Below are 18,055 nucleotides of genomic sequence, written 5' to 3' on the forward strand. Positions count from 1 at the left end.
TCAGTTCTCCAGCACCGCGCGCAGGTCCCACAGGGCACGCCAGGTGGCCGCGCCCTGCTCCGCACGCCTGCGCACCGGCCCGTCCCAGTACCCCAGCAGCCGTGCCGCGTCGGCGGGGTCGTCCTTCCGGACGACCCCGAGCAGATGGCCGGGCAGGAGGGAGAGGACGTCCCGGTCGCCGGGGAAGTAGGCGGCGGCCAGGCCCAGGGCGCCCGCCACGGAGACGGCCTCCGCCGTGCTCATCACCGTGGAGGGCCGCTCGACCTCCCAGCCCTCTGCGGAGCGGCCCTCGCGCAGGTCCCGGAAGGCGGTGACCAGGGCTTCGAGGACCGCGTCGTCCACCTGGAAGGCGGCGCCCACGCGTTCGACGGCTGCCCGCGACTGGCGCCGGACGAGCGCGGTCTCGGCGTCGATGTCCCCGATGGGGCCCACGGTCTCGAAGTTGAAGCGCCGCTTCAGCGCGGCGGACATCTCCGAGACGCCCTTGTCCCGCAGGTTGGCGGTGGCGATGAGGGTGAACCCGGGGGCGGCGTGCACCTGGGAGCCCTCGCCGCCCGCGAGTTCGGGGACCGCGATCCGGCGTTCCGAGAGCAGTGACACAAGGGCGTCCTGGACCTCGGGCAGGCAGCGGGTGACCTCCTCGACGCGGGCGACGGCCCCCCGGGTCATGGCCGCGAGGACCGGAGAGGGCACCAGGGCCTGTTCGGTGGGGCCCTGGGCGAGCAGCAGCGCGTAGTTCCAGCCGTACTTGAGCTGGTCCTCGGTGGTGCCCGCAGTGCCCTGCACGGTGAGCCCGCTGGTCCCGCAGACGGCCGCCGACAGCAGCTCGGAGAGCATGGACTTGGCCGTACCGGGCTCGCCCACGAGGAGGAGCCCGCGCTCGCCGGCAAGGGTGACGACGCACCGTTCGACCAGAGCGCGCTCGCCGACGAACTTCTGCTCGATCACCAGGCGGGACGGCACCCCCTCCCCGGGGCGGGCGCCCTTCGGCAGCCCCAGTGCCTCGCCCGCACTGCCCATCACGAAGGTGACGACGGCACGCGGGGTGAGCAGCCAGCCGGGCGGGCGGGGGCCGGAGTCATGCACGGCGAGGAAAGCCAGCTCGGTGGCGTACCGGTCCTCGGGCGGCGTGATCTGGCGGTGCTCCCGGCCGGGCGCCGTCGCCCGGTCCGGCACGCCGCCCGTGGTGGTGCTCTCCGCGGTGGTGGTGTCGTTCGTCATCGGCGGCGGCCCTTCCTGGTCGCGCGGGTGTCCAGTTCCTCGAAGCCGGGGGCGTCGCCGCCGCGGACCCGGTCCCAGGCGGCTGCGAACAGCGCGGGCACGGGGAGGTGCGGGAGGGTCCGGGTGGACCCCGCCACGGGATACAGGCGTTCCTTCCATGTCTCCAGCGGCAGTCCGGGGGCTCCGCGTTCGAGCCAGCCGCAGGGGAGGAACAGGGTGCGGCCGGCACGCGAGCGCTTCGCCTCCACGACCGGGCCGGTGGCCGCGAGTTCGGCGCGGGCCTTCTTGACCCGGGCCGGCTTCCACTCGGTCCAGCGGACGCAGTTGCGGTCCGTCGGGTCGGGCAGGGCGAGCAGCATCAGGTACAGGACGGCGGCGTCCGCCCCCAGGCCCAGGGTGCCGGCGGCCTCGGCCACCAGGTCCGGCACCGCACGCGCCGGGTCCTGGGCCGGATACTGCGGGGAGCCGTCGGGGGCGCCCGCCGTGACCAGCGCGTCGGTCTCCTCGCTCAGCAGTGCGCTCAGGGCGAGGAGGTCGCCGGTGCTGTGCGGGGCGACGGTGCCCTCGACGAGGCCGAACGCCGGGTCCTCGGGGCCCGTCAGGCCGGCCGGGCGGATCAGCACCTTCTCGCTGGTGCCGTGGCCGGGGGCGAGGAGCAGCGCCGAGCCGGCCCGGACCAGGCCGTCGGGGCCGGCGCCGCCGGACTCGGGGAGTCCGTGGGCGGCGCGGATCACGGGGCCGATCGAGTGCCCCGACTCGGTCCAGTCCAGACCGAGGTCCAGCACCAGGCCCGGGTCGGCGAGGCGTGTCCGCAGGGCCGCGAGCCCCACGGGCAGGTGCGCCCGCAGCGGATGCCCGTACGGCAGCGTGTAGGCGAGGGTGCGCAGGGCGGTGAGCGCCGAGGAAACCGCTCCGCGCGCGCTCACCCGGCGCAGGCTCGGGCGGCCGGTGCCGTCCGGGACATCGGTGCCGTGGGCGAGCCAGGTGCGGGAGTCGGTGTTGAGGATCAGGTCGACGGCTCCCGGGCCGGTGCCCGACAGGTCCAGGTCCAGTTCCTCCGGTACGCGGACGAGGGAGCCCAGCCGCTGCTTCCAGACCTCGGCGGCGGCCACGACGTCGGGGCCCGTGGACCACAGCTCGGCCGGGTCGGCGGGCAGCAGTGCCCGCTGCACGGCGTGCCGGTCTTCGCGGGGCAGGGCGTCCAGCCTGGCCTGGGCCGCCTCGAAGGCACGCGTCTTCGCCCCGAGCAGCGCGAGCACGTCGGCGCCGGGCTCCTCGACGGCCGCCGACAGCAGGGCGACGGACTGGAGCGGGCCTATTCCGGTGGCCGTGTCGAACGCCTCGGCGGCCTCCGGGCGCCAGGGTGCCGGGCCCTGTTCCCGTACCAGGGCGGTGAGCCGGGTGAGCCGGCCGGGATCGATTCCGTGCCGGTGCACGTACTCCCAGTCCAGGGTGAAGCCGGGGACGGGGCCGAACGCGCCGGTCGGGTCGTGGTCCAGGGCGAGCCAGCGTGCCACGTCGTTCTGGTAGTTGCGGCCCCGGTTGGCGATGATCACAACGGTGCGGGTGCCCTTGCGCAGCACATGCCCGACCCGGTGCACGGACTCGGGGCGTCCCGGGGCCGTCCCCGTGCTGTACGGCTCGACGAGCTCCACCTGTCGTACCGTGCCCGCCGGGTCGGCCAGCGGCCCTGCGGCGAGGGTCTCCAGGAACACGAGGAGCGCGGCGCGGTGCTCGGCGGAGGTGGCCTCCGAGGCGGCCCGGTAGGCCAGTTCGGGCAGGTAGTCGAGGTGGGAGGCCCAGGTCAGGGAGTCACCGGGCACGGTGTACTCGTCCCGCTGCCAGCCGTCCACGGAGGTGAACGGGGTCGTGGACGCGATGGGCGGGCCGAATGCCGGCTCGCCGCCGAGGACGTGGTTGACGGCGAGGATCTGCCGGATCGCGGTCCACCGCTTCCCGCCTCCCCACCAGCCGCCGCGCATCCGCTCGGAGTGCAGGGCCGATGCGGTCTGCAGGGTCGTGTCGTCGCCGTGCTCGGGCTCCTGGTCGAAGAACATGCCCTGGGTGCGTGCGGTGTTGCGGGGGGTGGCCGGCTGCGCGGGCTTGGGCGGTGCCAGGTACCGGGCGACCGAGGCGGCCCGGTCCACCGCTTCCCGGACGAGGGCGGTGACGCCCGCGAGGAGCCGTACGTCGGACACCTCGGGCAGCGCGCGGGCGACGGCCTTCTCGCTCAGCTCACGCGCCGAGGGCCCGGTGTACTCCTCGACGGCGCGGAACGCCTCCAGGTGCCGGGCGACCTCGGTGGCGACCACCTCGAACAGCTCCCGCGCCCGGGAGTCCGTCAGGTTCCGCAGGGCGGTGGAGCCCCGCTGGTCCCTCGGGCGCAGGGCGTGCCAGTAGGCGACGGGCGGCACATAGGGGGTGCCCGCCGCGTCGTTCCCGCCGGAGGAGTCGGGGGTGACGGACCACAGGCTGCCGCCGGTGCCGTCCGTGTCCGCAGGGTGCGCGTCGACGGAGCGGTGGCGCAGGACCGCGACCGGCCGTGACCCGCCGGGCAGGGTGAGGGCACCGAGCGGCACCGGGGTCCCGTTGCCGGGCAGCGGGTAGGGCAGGGTGACGGTGTGGCCGTCGGGGGTGCCGACGGCGGTCCGGTGCCCGTCGGCGGGGGCGGCCGTGCCGGGCTCGGTGACCGTACGGCGGACCCAGCGGCCGAGTACCTTGCCGTCCGTGCCGAACGGGGTGGTCTCCAGACCGGGCTGGAGGGGCAGCACCTGGCAGTGCTCGGTGAGCAGCCGGCTGCCGTCCCGCACTCCGGAGCGGAGGAAGGCGGGGAGGGACGCGCGGCCGTGCGTGCCGCCGGCCGGGTCGTACTCCAGCCACACCGTCTGCGTGCCCTGGCGGCCCTCCCGCCAGTAACCGGTGCCGTCGGAGATGACGGCGCGCTGCGGCGGGAGGGAGGTGTCGCCCGCGTGCAGGGCCTTGCCGCCGGTGGCGCGGCCGCCGCCGGGCAGCGGGAGGCAGACCTCGTCCGAGGGGCCGGAGCCGCCCCAGCGGGGGATCTGCTCGCCGCCGACGGCGAACACCTCGGCGGGGCGGTGCGACCAGTAGCCGCGCTGCTTGCCGTCCTCCCACCAGATGACCAGCAACTCGCCGTCGACGTAGCGGAAGGCGAGGGTGCGCCACTGGTCGATGGTGGCGGGCAGCCGCAGGGTGTGCCGCAGCAGAACGCCTTCCGGGCCGACGACGACGGCCCGTTCGGGAGTGTTCAGGATCAGCGCGGGCCAGGCGCCGGTGACACCGACGCCCTCCGAGCGGTGGTGCCGCTGACGCGCGCCCGACTCGGCCTCGGCGGCCAGTTCGGCATAGGTCTCGTCGAGCGCGGGCCAGCCCAGTTCATCGAGGACGCCGGTACGCAGGGTGGCGGCGAGCAGCGGCACGACATCGTGCTTCTCCAGGAGGCGCACGGCGTCCGGGGCGACGTCAGCGGCCACGGAGCGGAACGCCGAGAGCCGGTTGAGAGCGGTGTGCAGCCCGGGGAGGCCACGCGCGGCGGCGTACTCCTCGGCGCAGTCGGTCAGCCACTCCCGCAGGATTCCGGAGAGCACGGGGTGGGCGGCCAGCTTCGCCATGCCGGCGTCGCCCATCCCCTGGCCGCGTCCGCTGCCGAGGGCGCCGACGGTCCGGCGCAGCAGGGCGCGGAAGAACGGCCGTTCGGCGAGGGCGGTGAGGTCCCGGGCGCCGGGGACGGTCTCGGTGAGCCAGGAGCCGAGCGGGAGGCCGGGGCTCTGCGTGGTGTCCGGGCCCTGGTCGTCCGGTTCGGCGACGGGGACGCCCGAGGCGAGGCAGAGGTCGAGGAGGTCCAGGTCGGCGGTGCGCTGCCAGCGGCCCTGGAACAGTTCGACGGAGCGCCCGTCGGCACGCAGCCGGTCCGCCATCCGGGCGGCCAGGCCGAGGGTCTGCGGGCTGCGGCCCGAGGTGACCCGGTTGCGCCGGCGGTGTGCCTCCCAGCGGGCCAGCCAGTCGGCCGGGGAGACGGACGGTTCGGCGGGGGCGGCGGTCGCAGCGGCGGCGCTGTCGGACGTGTCCGGGAGGGCGGTCAGCAGTTCCTCGGCGCCGGACTCGGCCAGCAGCGCGAGCCAGTCGCGTTCGCCGTCGGTGTCCCGGCCGCTCTCGCTGAAGTTCTCCGGGAAGAAGCCGAGGAGCCGGGTTCGCACGGCCGTGTCGCGCAGCGCGAGGGCGACGAGCGAGGAGCGGTAGGCCGTCCAGAACGAGGCGGGGGCGCGGACGACTCCCGGGGAGCCGATCAGATCGACCACCAGCTCGCTCTCGGCGGCCTCGCGGTCGAGTCCGGCGGCCTTGACGAGCACGCGCACGTCCTGCGGCAGCGCCGCGTACGGCGGCATGCCGGCCGCGCAGCGCTCGACCAGCAGCCGGCGGAACTGCGCCCAGGCGTCCTCCGGTGCGAGCCGGGCCACCAGGTCGCGCACGTACTGCCGCAGGGCCTTGACGGTCAGCGCGCCGGCGAAGGCGAACTCCAGGAAGACGGCCCGCTGCCGGTCCTCGTCCACCTCCAGTCCGTGCACCCGCTCGGCCTCGCGGGCCTTGCCGAAGAAGGAGGCGGCGTAGGTGGTGTTCTCGGCCTGGAGGAAGAGGCGCGCCACCTGCTCGTAGTAGGTGGGAAGGAAGTGGGGTACGGCCCGGCCGAGGCGGGTGCCGAGTGCGTCGAAGCCCTCCTTGGCGGCTCCGGCGCGGGTCCTGGCCTGCCGGCCCAGCCGTTCGATGTCCTTGACCAGGGCCAGGGCGTGGTGTCCGTTGGCCGGGTCGTTGACCAGCGCCCAGGCCGGGAAGCCCAGGGTCTCGCGGCGCACCTGGCCCACGACGGGGGCCTCGGCGGTCCGCTCCAGCCCGAGGAACTCCAGGGCCAGGTCCTCGGCTTCGCCGAGGGTGCCGGGCACGAGCCGGACCACGGGGCGGTCGCCGAGGGCGGTGTGCGTGTAGGTGCGGGCGGTCAGCGTGTCGGCGTCGTCCCGGTCGGTGCTGCCGACGGGGAGGATCGTGCCCGCGTCCAGGAGGGCCGCCGCGCGGGCCTCGGTGAGGGGGCCGGTGGTGCTCCGGGCCTGGGCGGGGAGGAACGCCTCGCCCGCCGCCGTCGTGTTCGTGTGGGTGTTCGTCGTCGTGGTGCTCATGCCGCCCGCTCCTCGTCCTCCACGTCGCGGCCGGCGTAGAGCGCCGCCGCCATGCGCATGCCCTCGGACCACGCGACCGGGCCGACCTCGGCGGCCGTCAGCGCGCGCCCCGCGGGGTCGGTCCAGCCCAGCGGGCCCGTCTCGGTGTCGTACGCGTCGTATCCGTCGTGCTCGCCGATCCAGATGCGCGCCTCGGTGGTGGCGCCGTCCTCGACAACTGGGCAGACCGCGTATCCACCGCGCGACCGGTATCCGAGCTGGGTGACGCGGCCGTGCAGGAAGCGCAGTTCCTTGAACACACCGCCGGCGTAGGTGTCCACGGACGTGGTGTCCGGGGTGAGGTCCGCCGGGCGGCGCCACACCTCGCGGAACAGCTGCTCCACGTTCTGGCCCACGCCCAGTTCGACGGCGAACTCGCGCAGCTCGTCGAGGTCGTCGAGGAGGACGGGGTGGGGCACGCTGACGACGTCCGGGGTGATGCGGACCGTGTCGCCGTCCAGGTCGACGAGGCCGAGGCCGCGCTCGGGGTCGACATCGCGCAGGAAGCCGGCGACGCCGCCGTCCGCGCCGGTGACCACGACGTCGCGCAGGGCCGCCTGCCAGGCCGGGTCGGGCCAGACCCGGGCGAGCACGGCCGTGGGGACGGGCAGCGAACGCACCATCCACTGCTCGACGTCGGTCAGGCACTGCTGCTCGTGCCGGTCAAGCCACTCGGTCAGCTGCCGGAGCCCGACGACCGCCGGGTCCTCCTTCAATGTGGCCGGAACGGACTTCAGCCGCCGGCCCTTCCCGTTGCGGCAGACCACCTTGCCCGCCTCCAGAGCGACTTCGTAGTCGCCCGCCTGAACCCACCCCATGCGCTGTTCTCCCCGTTGTCACGGACGGCCGCCGCACCGGCGGCACGCTGATGAAACCCGTCGCGGCAACGCACCGTGACGAGTGGGAGAGACTCTAGGCGGCGGCAGTGACAACGGGGGTTCGGGCCCTCCGCTTCACCGTGCGGGCCCGCGCCGGGCGCCGCCCCGGGGCGAGCTACAGGCCGTCGCAGAACGAGCGGGCGCGGTCCAGGTCCTTCTTCGCCGTCGCGTCGAAGTCGAAGACCCGGGCGTGACGGTCCTGGGAGCGGCGGATGGCGTCGGCGAGCGGCTTGTACTGCGCGTCGCCGGCGGCGGCCGACGCGGAGAACGCGCCGGCCGCCGCGTAGCGGTTGAGGGCGATCTCGCCGGCGGACCCCTTCGCCGTGTACTTGTCCGGGTCGAACCCGTCGAGCGCCTGGCACGCGGCGCGGGCGTCCGCTGCGGGGCTCGCGTCGGCGGGGGTGGAGTCAGCACGCAGCGCCCAGACGGCACTGGCCCCCGCGGCACCGAGCACGAGCCCGGCTATGAGTGAGAGCACGACGGTTCTGGTGCGGTTGATGGGGCGCACGGGAGCCGGCGGGGCGGAAGGGGCGGGAGACTGGTGTGGCTGCATCCGGCCCAAGATAGCGTGGCCCACTTGCCCGCTTGCCCTCCGGTCAGGAGGACGGGGCCTCCTCGGATCTCCGCACCTCTCGAAGGCCAAGAGCGGCGTCCCGCCGGGCGTTTCGCGCTATTGGGCCGCCAGGCGCGTGGTCAGGTCCTTGTCCGTGATCTCGCGGACCACGCGACAGGGGGTCCCGAGAGCGACCGTCATCGGAGGGATGTCGCGGCTGACGACGCTGCCGGCGCCGATGACCGACCCGTAGCCGATGCGCACGCCCGGCAGGACCACCGCGTTGCTGCCGATCCACACCTTGTCCTCGATGACGATCGGCTCGGAGAACCGGGCGAAGTCGACCCGGCGCGCGGGATGCACCGGGTGGCCTGTCGTGGTCAGCGTCACGCCGGGAGCGATCATGACGCCGTCGCCCACGCGGATGTCCACGTCGTCGACGAACGTCAGATTCACGTTGCCGAAGAAGTCGTCGCCGATGTGGACGTTGCTGCCGAACGCCGCGTGGAACGGCGGCAGCAGGACCGTACGTTCCCCGACCGAGCCGAGAATGCCGACGAGCAGCTCCCGGCGCCGCGCCTCCTCGCGCGGAGGTGTGTGGTTGTAGTCGAAGATCTGCTCCGTCCGGCGTTCGTTGTCCAGGGAAGCCGCTTCCGACTCGGTGTAGACGAGTCCTCCGGCGATCCGGGCAAGCACTTCTTCATCAGGCGCGTGCGTCACAGGGGGGCGCTCCCTTCGTCGGTCTGTTCCATTTCCTCGATCCGCTTCGCGTACTCCCGGGCGATCGCCCGGCTCGGGGCGATCGACCCCGCCGTGCGGTACGCCTCGGCCGCCTCGCGTGAGCGGCCGAGGCGGCGCAGCGCGTCCGCGCGGACCGCGGGGACGGCGTGGTTGCCGGCCAGTTCCTTGGACGCGCCGAGGGCATCGACCGCGTCCAACTGCGCCTGGGGCCCCTTGTGCATCCCGACCGCCACCGCGCGGTTCAGCTCCACGACCGGGTTCGCGCGCAGCGCGAGGAGCCGGTCGTACCACGTCACGATCGCCGCCCAGTCGGTCGCCGCCGCGGTCGGGGCGAGGGCGTGCTGGGCGGCGATGGCCGCCTGGAGGGCGTAGGGGCCGCCCGCCCCGACGGCCTCGCGGGCCAGGGCCGCGCCCTCGGCGATGAGCGCGTGGTCCCATCGCGTGCGGTCCTGCCGGTCCAGCGTGACCAGTTCGCCGTCGGCGTCGAGCCGGGCGGCGCGCCGCGCGTGCTGGAGCAGCAGGAGGGCGAGCAGGCCGCGCGCCTCCGGCTCGTCCGGTGCCTCGGCGGCGACGAGCCGGGCGAGCCGTACGGCCTCGTCGGTGAGGGTGTCGCGCTGGGTGGTGCCGTCGCTCGGCGCGTACCCCTCGGTGAACATGAGGTAGATGACGGCGAGTACCCCGCCCAGCCGTTCGGCGCGGGCGCCGGGCGGTGGCACCCGGTACGGGATGCCCGCCGACGCGATCTTGCGTTTCGCCCGCAGGATGCGTTGCGACACGGTGTCCTCACCCACCAGGAACGCGCGGGCGATCTCCCGCGTGGTCAGACCGCTGACCGCGCGCAGGGTGAGCGCGACCCGGGACTCCGGCGGGAGCGCCGGGTGGCAGCAGGTGAACACCAGCCGCAGGCGCTCGTCCCCGGGCGGCTGCGGTTCGCGGGCCGCCTCGAGCGCGGCGGCCTCGGCCAGCTTGTCGCGCTCGGTCGTCCCGCGCCGCAGCGTGTCGAAGGCGCGGTGCCGCGCGGCGGTCACCAGCCAGGCCCCCGGCTTTCGCGGGACCCCGTCCCGCTCCCAGGCCGGCAGGGCGCGGGCGAACGCCTCCTGTGCGCAGTCCTCGGCCAGCTCCCAGTCGCCGGTCAGGCGCACGATCGTGCCGAACACGACGCCCCACTCGCCCCGGTACGCATCGGCGAGCGCCGCCCGCACCTCCGCCGGCCCGGTGCTCACGAGAAGTCCGTCCAGAACTCGCGCAGTTCGACGCTTCCGGAGCGGGCCATGGGACAGCGGGCGAGGTAGCCGGTCGCCTCCTCCCACTCGCCGTCCACGAACACGATCCCGGTCACCCCTGCCGGCGTGTCCGTGTACGCGCCGTCGGTGATCAGCAGCTCCCCCTCGCGGCGGCGTACGAGGGTGGCGTCCCGGACGGGACGCAGGTGCTCCCCGCCGAGGTAGCGCCCGGAGGCGAGGCCGTCGCGGATCCAGGCGGCCACCTCGGCGGGTTCGGGGGTGAGGGCCGGCGCGTCCGGGTCCGTCCGCAGGATCGCGAGGAAGCGGGATGCGGGTGCGTCGCCCTCGTGCGGGACGTTCCCGGTGCCCGGTCCGAGATCGACCGGTTCGACCGGCCGGACCTCGATGCGTCCGGCGGTGGCCATCGGGTGCGAGGCGGCGACCTCGATCGCCTCGTCGAGGTCGGCGGCCTCCACGAGGTCATACCCGGCGATCCACTCGGCCATCTCCGCGAACGGGCCGTCGGTGACCAGGACCTCGTCACCGCGCACCCGGACCGTCCTGGTCCCGGCGGGCGGCTTCAGCGGCATGCCCTCCACCCGGACGCCGCGGCCGTTCCACTTCTCGACCCATGCCTCCGGGTTCTCGTCGGTCGGCTCCCCCGCGGGGTCCGTGGCGATGAACAACACGTACTTCATGACCGTTCTCCTTTCGGACGCTTCATGAGGACGACGAACGGCCTGCGCGGAATCCGACAACGCGCCGCGGGTATTTTTTACGCAGGTGTGCCCCGGCCCGGCCCGGCCCGGCCCGCTGCGGGTCAGCGCAGGCCGGCGAAGAGGTCGTTCTCGGGTACGGGAGCGCCGGTGGTGTCCTTCACCCGGACGAAGGTCTCCATGCCCATGAACGAGGCGAATCGCTCCCTGCCCATCTTGAGGAAGAAGATGTTCTCGCCCTGACTGGCGTGCGCTGCCAGGGCGTCGAACTTCTGGCCGCTGAACGGGGTGGTGTCCACCCAGGTGGTGACCTCCTCGTCGGGGAGGCCGATCTCGGCCATCGCGGCGGCCTCGGCGGGGTCCGGCTCGGGCATGTCCTCGTGGAACTCGCGCATGGTCTCCCCGAACCGCTGCATCATCGACCGGGGCATCGTCGTCCAGTACACCTTCGGTGTCAGGTCGGTCATCTCCAGCGCCGCCATCGTGATGCGGTGGGCCTGGATGTGGTCGGGATGGCCGTAGAAGCCGTTCTCGTCGTAGGTGACGACGACATCGGGCCGGTAGTGGCGCATGAGGTCCGCGAGCCGGGCGGCGCCCTCTGCCACGGGGGTCTGCCAGAAGGATCCGGAGGCGTCGTTGCTCGCCCAGCCGATCATCCCGGAGTCGGCGTAGTCCAGCAGTTCCAGGTCGCTGATCTTGAGGACCTCGCAGCTCGCCTCTAGTTCCCGGCGGCGCATCGCGGCGACGGCCGCCGGATCGTGCCCGGGTTCGCCCGGCTTGACGCCCCCCGGCCCGTCACCGCAACCGCCGTCGGTACAGGTCACGAGCACCGTGCGGATTCCTTCCGCCGCATACCGCGCGAGGACTCCTCCGGTCCCGGTCGCCTCGTCGTCGGGGTGGGCGTGCACTGCCATGAGGGTCAACGGCCGGTCAGTCATGAAAGGTCCTCCTGCAGAAATATGTCTGGTCGCATACGCGTGGGCGATGCCGTCCATGCAACCGCACCGGTCGCACTCGCTGTTCCCGGCGCGGCCCCTCGGTCTTCCCGGGCGGCGCGTACGCGACCGCCGCCCATGCCTCGCACAAGTGACCGAGCAATGCGTGTTTGAAAGCCCCGGCACGGTAAACACGGTCCTTGACACCGTCTTTAAACCACCAGGTAGGAGAGGCATTATGGGCATCATTGCTTGGATTCTCATCGGGCTGCTCGCGGGCCTCATCGCCAAGGCACTCATGCCGGGCAAGGACCCCGGGGGCATCATCATCACGATGCTCATCGGTATCGCGGGCGGTCTGCTCGGCGGCTGGCTCGGCAAGGTGATCTTCGGCGTCGACTCCATCGACGGGTTCTTCGACATCTCCACCTGGATCGCCGCCATCGTCGGCTCGATGATTCTGCTCGCGCTCTACCGCGTCTTCACCGGCAACCGCCGCCACGCCTGACCCGTCGTACCCCCGGAACGCGTGAAGCGGCTCCGCCCGGAGAGGGCGGAGCCGCTTCACGCGTTCCGGCGGCCGTCAGGGCGCTCGTGGCCCGCCTCGGACCGGATCAGCGCGCCGGCGGGTAGACCCGGAAGTTCCAGGGCCGTCGGCGCCGCGTCGGCTGCGGGGTCAGGGCTCCCTCTCTCGGCGGCGGCGCGGTCTCGACGTACAGCGGGCTCGCCACGATCAGGCGGTGCTGTCCGTCCACGGGTTCGAAATTGCACAGGACCCGGGCGTGGCCGTGCACATGGGAGGGGCCCTGGCGCCAGGAGATCATCATGTCGTGGGCCACCCGGGCCGCGTACTCCTGCATCCCGGGCCGCGTGCGTACGAGGGACTCGGGGAGCGTGGTCTCGCCGCGCTCCTCCATGGCCACCAGTTCGGCGGCCATGTCGTGCAGCCAGTCCGACCCGGACCCCATCCGGGTCGGGGGCTGGTCCTCCTGGCCGAAGACGTGCCGGGCGGAACCGCACAGCAGCACCTCGACGCCCGGGCAGTCGGTTCCGTCGGTGAACCGGGGGCACAGCAGGGGGTTTTCGCGCGAGGTGAAGGTGTACACGCCCTTGTCGTGCAGGCCCCAGTCACGGAGGCGGGGTCCTCGGTGGAAGGGGCCCGAGAACTCCACCCACTCGTCCATTCCGACGGAGCGGCACGAGGCCGGGACCGCCGTGTGCGCGGTGCAGGTCTTCTCCAGGTGCGCGATGGCCGTTTCCAGATCCGGGCCCTCGGGCTCACCGGCGCCGGGCGGTTCGGCCCCGCCGAGCGCCACGCGCGCCCCGGCGCCGAACGCCGTCGTCTCGACCTCGACGGAGCGGCCCCCGAGGAGGGGTGGCCGGGCGCCGCCGTGGAAATGCCTGAGTTTCAACGGCGAGAAGTAGAGCAGGTCCCGCATCCGACCCCCCAAGGCCCGAACCGATCGGCAGTACCACGAACCCACTGATCGTACGCGGCCCGCCCTGCGTGGTGGCGGTTCGATATGCGCCGGAAGGGACATCGATAGTCGCCGTCGCCACGCTGGCTCCGCCCGTGTCAGCCGAGCCGAGGAGTTGCCAGATGGTGAGTCATGTCGATGTCTTTGAGGACCGGGGCACGGAGGACTCGACGTCATCGTCCGGACCGTCCGCCGACCGGGGCCGTGTCGTGCGGCACCGTCTCACCCCGGCCGAGGCGGCCGGGGCGTTCGCGCTGGCGAAGGCCTGCGCCGAGGCCTACCCGAACGCGCACGACGAGGGGTTTCTCGCCGATGTGCCGGTGCTGGCCCACGATCTGCCGCCCTCCGTGCGCCGGGCGGCGAACGCCGCCCGGCTCGACGACCGCAAGCACGCCTTCGTCGTGTCCGGCAACACCGTCGAACCGTGGCTGGAGCCCACGCCGGCCATCTGGCGGGAGGCGGACACCGCGGCCAGCGGCCCGTACGGCTTCCTGCTCGTGCTGTACGCGGCCCTGCTCGGCGACCCGATCGGGTGGGGGACCCAGCAGGACGGCCGGATCGTCACCGACGTGCTGCCGGTGCGCGGGCTGGAGCACAGCCTGGTGAGCGCCAGCAGCGAACGGGAGCTGGGATGGCACACGGAGGACGCGTTCTCGGAGAGCAGGGCCGACCACGTCGGGCTGTTCTGCCTGCGCGACCGCGGTGACATCCCGACGACCCTGTCGTGCGCCGACCCCGCGTCGCTGCCGCAGGACGTCGTGCGCGTCCTGGCGCAGAAGCGGTTCACCATCCATCCCGATCCGTCGCACAGCTCCGCCGCGGACACCCGGCACAACCGAGAGAAGGTCGCGCTGCTGAGCGGGCCCGGGGACGCTCCGGTGCTGCGGATCGACCGCGACTTCACCGTGGCCGACGAGGACGACCCCGAGGCGGTGCGGGCCATGGAGGCGCTGATCGAGCACCTGGACGGCAACACGTACGAGGTGGTTCTCGGCGCCGGTGACGTGTGCTTCATCGACAACCGCAATGTCGTCCACGGCCGTCGGCCCTTCCGCGCGCGGTTCGACGGGAAGGACCGCTGGCTGAAGCGGGTCAACGTCGTCACCGACCTGCGGCGCACCCGGGCCGAGAGGCCGTCGGCGACGAGCAGGGTGGTCGGCTGAGCCATGAGCCTGGGTGACATTTCCGCGGCCCCCCTGGAGGACTGGCTGCGTGAGCGGTACTTCGCCGCCTCCATCGACATCTCCAGCTCCGGTGTTCTCAACTACACCCTCGGCGAACTGCGCGCACTGCTCGGCCTGGAGACGTCCGAGCTGGACGACGTCATCTTCCGGGACAGCCCGTCGACCGGCTGCGAGGAACTGCGCGAGACCGTCGCCGCGCGGTTCGCTCCGGGCCGGGCCGGGGAGGTGATGGTGACGCACGGCTCGACGGAGGGGATCTTCCTCGCCCTGTCGGCGCTGCTGCGTCCGGGCGACGAGGTCGTCGTCCTGGATCCCGTCTACCACGCCCTGTCCGCCGTGGCGGAGGCCGCCGGTGCGCGGCTGCGGGTGTGGGAACTGCGGGAGGAGGACGACTTCCGGCCCGATCTCGACCTGCTGGAGCGGCAGTTGACGCCCCGTACCCGGGCCGTCGTGGTCAACTTCCCGCACAACCCCACCGGCGCCTGCCTGGACGCGGCGGGACGGCGCCGGCTCGCCGGGATGCTGGCCCGTCACGACTGCCACCTCTTCTGGGACGCGGCGTTCGGCGAGCTGATCCACGACGGTCCCGCCGTCACGGCGCCGACCGAGGCCGAAGGACTCCCGCAGGACCGGGTCGTGCTGACGGGCACGCTCTCCAAGGCCTACGGCCTGCCGGGGATACGGGTCGGCTGGTGCGTCGCCGAGGCGCGGCTGCTCACCGAGATGGTCCGGATCCGCGACTACACCACGATCTCCACCTCACCGCTGAACGAACTGCTCGCCCTGCGTGTGCTGCGGGACGCCGACCGGGTGCTGCTGCCCCGGCTGGATCTCGCCCGGAAGAACCGCGCGGCGCTGCTGGAGTGGGCGGCCGTCCACGACGGCCTGGTCACCTGCCCGGTGCCGGTCGGCGGCGTCTCCGCCTTCCCCCGGTTCCCCGGGGTTCCCGATGTCACGGACGCCTGCGAGTCGCTGCTCCGGCACCACGGTGTCCTGGTCGTGCCGGGCCGGTGCTTCGGCCGTCCGGACCGGATGCGGATCGGATTCGGCGGGGACGCCGAGGAGTTCACCGCCGGTCTCGAACGGGTCGCCCAGGTGCTCGGTGACGCGTCCCTCACCGTGCCGGTCCAAGGAGGTTCCTCACGATGAACGCCTCACCGCCCGTCCCCGCCCACCCCGTTCCGTCCTGGTCCGCCTGGTCGGAGTTCAACCGCACGGACCGCCGCTTCCCGTTCGAGGGAGGGCTGACGGCGTGGATCGGCGCGGCCGCCGCGGCCCATCCGGACCGGCCCGCCGTGTCCGCCGACGGAGTGGAGCTGACCTACCGGGAGCTGGACGAGAGGTCGGACCGGGTCAGCGGCTTCCTGCGGCGTTCGGGGGTGGCGCCCGGCAGCATCGTGGCGGTCACCGCCGGCCGGACCGTGCATCCCTATGTGGGGATGCTCGCCGTGCTCAAGTCCGGCTGCGGCTATGTCCCGGTCGACGTCACCGACCCGGTGTCCCGGCTGGAGTTCATCGTCCAGGACGCCGGGGTCGCCGCGGTGCTCGCCGCGTCGGACGAACTCGGCGCGCTGGACTGGCTGCCGGAGGCGGTCTCCGTACGCGGTGTCCTGGACGGTGACGGAGACGACGGCCGGGGCGGTGTGCGGTGGGCCGGCGCCCTGGGGCCCGGTGAGCAGGGGCCCGCCGGCCCGGTCGCTCCGTACGACCCCGACCGCACCTGCTACATCATCTACACCTCGGGGACGACCGGCCGCCCCAAGGGCGTACGCATCAGCGAGCACAGCCTGCTGAACTTCGTGCACTGGTTCGTCTCCCGGCACGAGGTGCTGGCCTCGGACCGGCTCTGCCAGAACGCGCCGCTCACCTTCGACCCGTCGGTGCAGCAGATCTTCCCCGCCTGGGTGACCGGTGCCTGTCTGCTGCCCGTGCCCCCGGCGGAGTTGCAGGACCCGTTCGCGATGATGGCGTGGCTGCGCCGGGAGCGGATCACGCACCTGGACGTGGTCACCGCCCACTGGCACCACCTGCGGGAGGCCGCCGACCAGGAGCCGGCCCTGCGCGAGCTGCCGGACCTGCGGTGGATCATCATCGGCGGCGAGACACTGCATTACCACCACACCCGCCACTGGCACCGGATCGTGCGCTCCCCCGCGCTGCTCAACAACATCTACGGACCGACGGAGGCCACCGTCAACGCCACGGAGGTCGTGGTCGACCCGGCGGCGGACTCCGGCCAGATCCCCATCGGTGTGCCGCTGCCCAACTACCGGATGTACGTCGTCGACGGCGAGGGCGCGCTGTGCGCACCGGGCGTCACGGGTGAGCTGCTGATCGCTGGGGACGGGCTGGCCCAGCGCTACCAGTCGGCCGCCGCCACCGAGCGGGCGTTCGCCGAACTGACCCTGCCCGACGGCACGGTGGAGCGGGTGTACCGGTCCGGGGACCTGGCCCGGCTCATCGACGTACCGTCGCACGGCTGGATGCTGGAGTTCCAGGGGCGGGTCGACAGCCAGGTGAAGATACGCGGGTTCCGCATCGAGCTGGAGGAGGTGGAGGGCGCCGCGAAGAGCTGTCCGCAGGTGCGCGACGCCGCCGTGCTCGTGCGCGGCACCCCGCCCGACCAGCTGGTGTGCTGCTTCGTCGCGGACGGCGACCCCGATCCGGCGGCGGTCAGGGCCCATGTGGCCCGGCTGCTCGCCGCGTACCAGGTGCCCAACCTCTACCTGCGGCTGGACGGCTTTCCGCTGACCCGCAACGGCAAGCTCGACCGCGCCGGCCTCGCCGCCCTGGCCGAGGAGCGGCTCGGCGGCCGGGTGCCGGCCGGACGGCTGCCCGAGTCGCCGGTGGAGAAGCAGCTCGCGGAGGTGTGGGCGTCGGTGCTGGGGCTGACGCACATCGGCGCCGAGGAGGACTTCTTCACCATCGGCGGCACATCGCTGCTGGCCATGACGATGGTCAAGAGGCTGCGCAGCCAGGGGATCCGGCTGGATCCCGCGACCGTCTTCGAGTCCCCGACGGTGGCCGGGCTGGCGGCCCGCTGCGCGGCGGCCCCGCTCTGATCCGTGGCGCGCACAGGAAGGGGGCTGCCGGCCGGCAGCCCCCTTCCTGTGGTTCGCGTACTACAGCGCTTCGGCCAGGACGGCGCGCAGGGTGGTGTCCGCCGCCTCGCTCAGCAGCAGCGGCCGGCCGGCCGTCTCGCAGCGGTGGACGGTCACCCGGGACGGGTCGCTCACCAGTGCGGCGAGGTCGACGGCGTCCCTGCCGGTGATCACCGAGACGGGTCCGGCGGCGGGCACCGGGCCGGCCGCCGGCCCCGCGGCGAGGAAGGCCAGCCAGACGCAGTAGCGGGTGAGGAGGTGCTCGACGAGCTCCTCGGCGTCCTCGTCACCGCCGTACGCCTCCGTCAGATCGTCCTTCAGCGCCAGGAGTTCGGCCCGCAGCGCGGTCAGCAGGGCGTCGCCCCGCAGTCCGGCGGCACGGGCCGTCGCCGCGCCCGGGTCGACGCCGAGGTTCCCGCAGAGCACGGCGAACTCCTGGAGGAGATACGCCGACGAGCCGGGGTCCGGGTCGAACAGCACGGCGTGCGGGGCCGCCCCGAACCGCTGCCGGCAGGCCTCGGCCAGATGCAGCGCCAGCGGGGCGGCCGTGCAGTACGCCAGCACGAATCCGGGCGGACCGTCCGCGAGGCCGTCCCGGACCCGGGCCGCCAGTGCCGGCAGGCCGAGGGAGCCGGTGCGGTCCACGGTCAGGGGGTCGACGCGTACGCAGTCCGTCTCCTTGGTGAGGCGGTCGAGCTTCTGGTCCTCCGGCAGTCCGGTGAATTCCAGCGCGAGCACCTGGTGCCGTCCGCCGCCCGGGTCCCTCTCCATGATGACGCCGCCTTTCGCCGGTGTGATCG

Annotated in this window: 14 protein-coding genes; 4 read left to right on the forward strand and 10 right to left on the reverse strand. The window is 73.4% G+C overall.

The features are described from left to right. From RLT58_RS05895 to RLT58_RS05930, 8 genes are all read right to left on the reverse strand, one after another. Complete coding sequence (locus RLT58_RS05895; protein ID WP_311309322.1) at window positions 1-1,221, reverse strand: ATP-binding protein; 1,221 nt, start codon at window positions 1,219-1,221, stop codon at window positions 1-3. Further along, window positions 1,218-6,407, reverse strand: a complete 5,190-nt coding sequence (locus RLT58_RS05900) for a hypothetical protein (protein ID WP_311309323.1) — start codon at window positions 6,405-6,407, stop codon at window positions 1,218-1,220. Before RLT58_RS05900 ends, RLT58_RS05895 begins: the two co-directional genes overlap by 4 nt. Next, a complete protein-coding gene (locus tag RLT58_RS05905) occupies window positions 6,404-7,264 on the reverse strand; it encodes a DUF4132 domain-containing protein (protein WP_311309324.1) in 861 nt (286 codons plus the stop codon). Before RLT58_RS05905 ends, RLT58_RS05900 begins: the two co-directional genes overlap by 4 nt. A gap of 175 nt (window positions 7,265-7,439) precedes the next feature. Next, window positions 7,440-7,802, reverse strand: coding sequence for a hypothetical protein (locus RLT58_RS05910; protein WP_311309325.1), 363 nt, complete (start codon window positions 7,800-7,802; stop codon window positions 7,440-7,442). A gap of 192 nt (window positions 7,803-7,994) precedes the next feature. Continuing rightward, the gene (locus RLT58_RS05915) at window positions 7,995-8,597 is read right to left on the reverse strand and encodes a sugar O-acetyltransferase (protein ID WP_311309326.1); all 603 of its coding nucleotides are present in this window, start codon (window positions 8,595-8,597) and stop codon (window positions 7,995-7,997) included. Further along, a complete protein-coding gene (locus RLT58_RS05920; protein ID WP_311309327.1) occupies window positions 8,594-9,841 on the reverse strand; it encodes an RNA polymerase sigma factor in 1,248 nt (415 codons plus the stop codon). Before RLT58_RS05920 ends, RLT58_RS05915 begins: the two co-directional genes overlap by 4 nt. Further along, on the reverse strand, window positions 9,838-10,539 hold the full coding sequence (locus RLT58_RS05925; RefSeq protein ID WP_311309328.1) for a YciI family protein: 702 nt from the start codon (window positions 10,537-10,539) through the stop codon (window positions 9,838-9,840). Before RLT58_RS05925 ends, RLT58_RS05920 begins: the two co-directional genes overlap by 4 nt. Before the next feature lie 122 nt (window positions 10,540-10,661). Beyond that, window positions 10,662-11,495, reverse strand: a complete 834-nt coding sequence (locus RLT58_RS05930) for a PIG-L family deacetylase (protein ID WP_311309329.1) — start codon at window positions 11,493-11,495, stop codon at window positions 10,662-10,664. A gap of 235 nt (window positions 11,496-11,730) precedes the next feature. On the opposite strand from RLT58_RS05930, the gene RLT58_RS05935 reads away from it, so the two are divergent. Continuing rightward, window positions 11,731-12,000, forward strand: coding sequence for a GlsB/YeaQ/YmgE family stress response membrane protein (locus RLT58_RS05935; RefSeq protein ID WP_311309330.1), 270 nt, complete (start codon window positions 11,731-11,733; stop codon window positions 11,998-12,000). A gap of 106 nt (window positions 12,001-12,106) precedes the next feature. On the opposite strand, the gene RLT58_RS05940 is transcribed toward RLT58_RS05935, so the two are convergent. Beyond that, window positions 12,107-12,931: an SAVMC3_10250 family protein gene (locus RLT58_RS05940; RefSeq protein ID WP_311309331.1), complete on the reverse strand. Its 825-nt coding sequence runs from the start codon at window positions 12,929-12,931 to the stop codon at window positions 12,107-12,109. Between the two features lie 161 nt (window positions 12,932-13,092). On the opposite strand from RLT58_RS05940, the gene RLT58_RS05945 reads away from it, so the two are divergent. Genes RLT58_RS05945 through RLT58_RS05955 form a run of 3 tightly spaced genes read left to right on the forward strand, consistent with a single transcriptional unit; the run spans window position 13,093 to window position 17,216 of the window. Continuing rightward, the gene (locus tag RLT58_RS05945; RefSeq protein ID WP_311309332.1) at window positions 13,093-14,133 is read left to right on the forward strand and encodes a TauD/TfdA family dioxygenase; all 1,041 of its coding nucleotides are present in this window, start codon (window positions 13,093-13,095) and stop codon (window positions 14,131-14,133) included. A gap of 3 nt (window positions 14,134-14,136) precedes the next feature. After that, entirely contained in the window at window positions 14,137-15,303 is a 1,167-nt protein-coding gene (gene vioD / locus RLT58_RS05950; RefSeq protein WP_311309333.1) for a capreomycidine synthase, read from the forward strand. Next, a complete protein-coding gene (locus tag RLT58_RS05955) occupies window positions 15,300-17,216 on the forward strand; it encodes a non-ribosomal peptide synthetase (protein WP_311309334.1) in 1,917 nt (638 codons plus the stop codon). Before vioD ends, RLT58_RS05955 begins: the two co-directional genes overlap by 4 nt. A 60-nt stretch (window positions 17,217-17,276) precedes the next feature. Here the strand turns inward: RLT58_RS05955 and RLT58_RS05960 are convergent, their stop codons facing one another. Next, window positions 17,277-18,026 (reverse strand): hypothetical protein, encoded by a 750-nt coding sequence (locus tag RLT58_RS05960; RefSeq protein WP_311309335.1) that lies wholly within the window; start codon window positions 18,024-18,026, stop codon window positions 17,277-17,279. Window positions 18,027-18,055: the final 29 nt, after the last annotated feature.

The organism is Streptomyces sp. ITFR-16 (genome assembly GCF_031844705.1).
Lineage (GTDB): Bacteria > Actinomycetota > Actinomycetes > Streptomycetales > Streptomycetaceae > Streptomyces.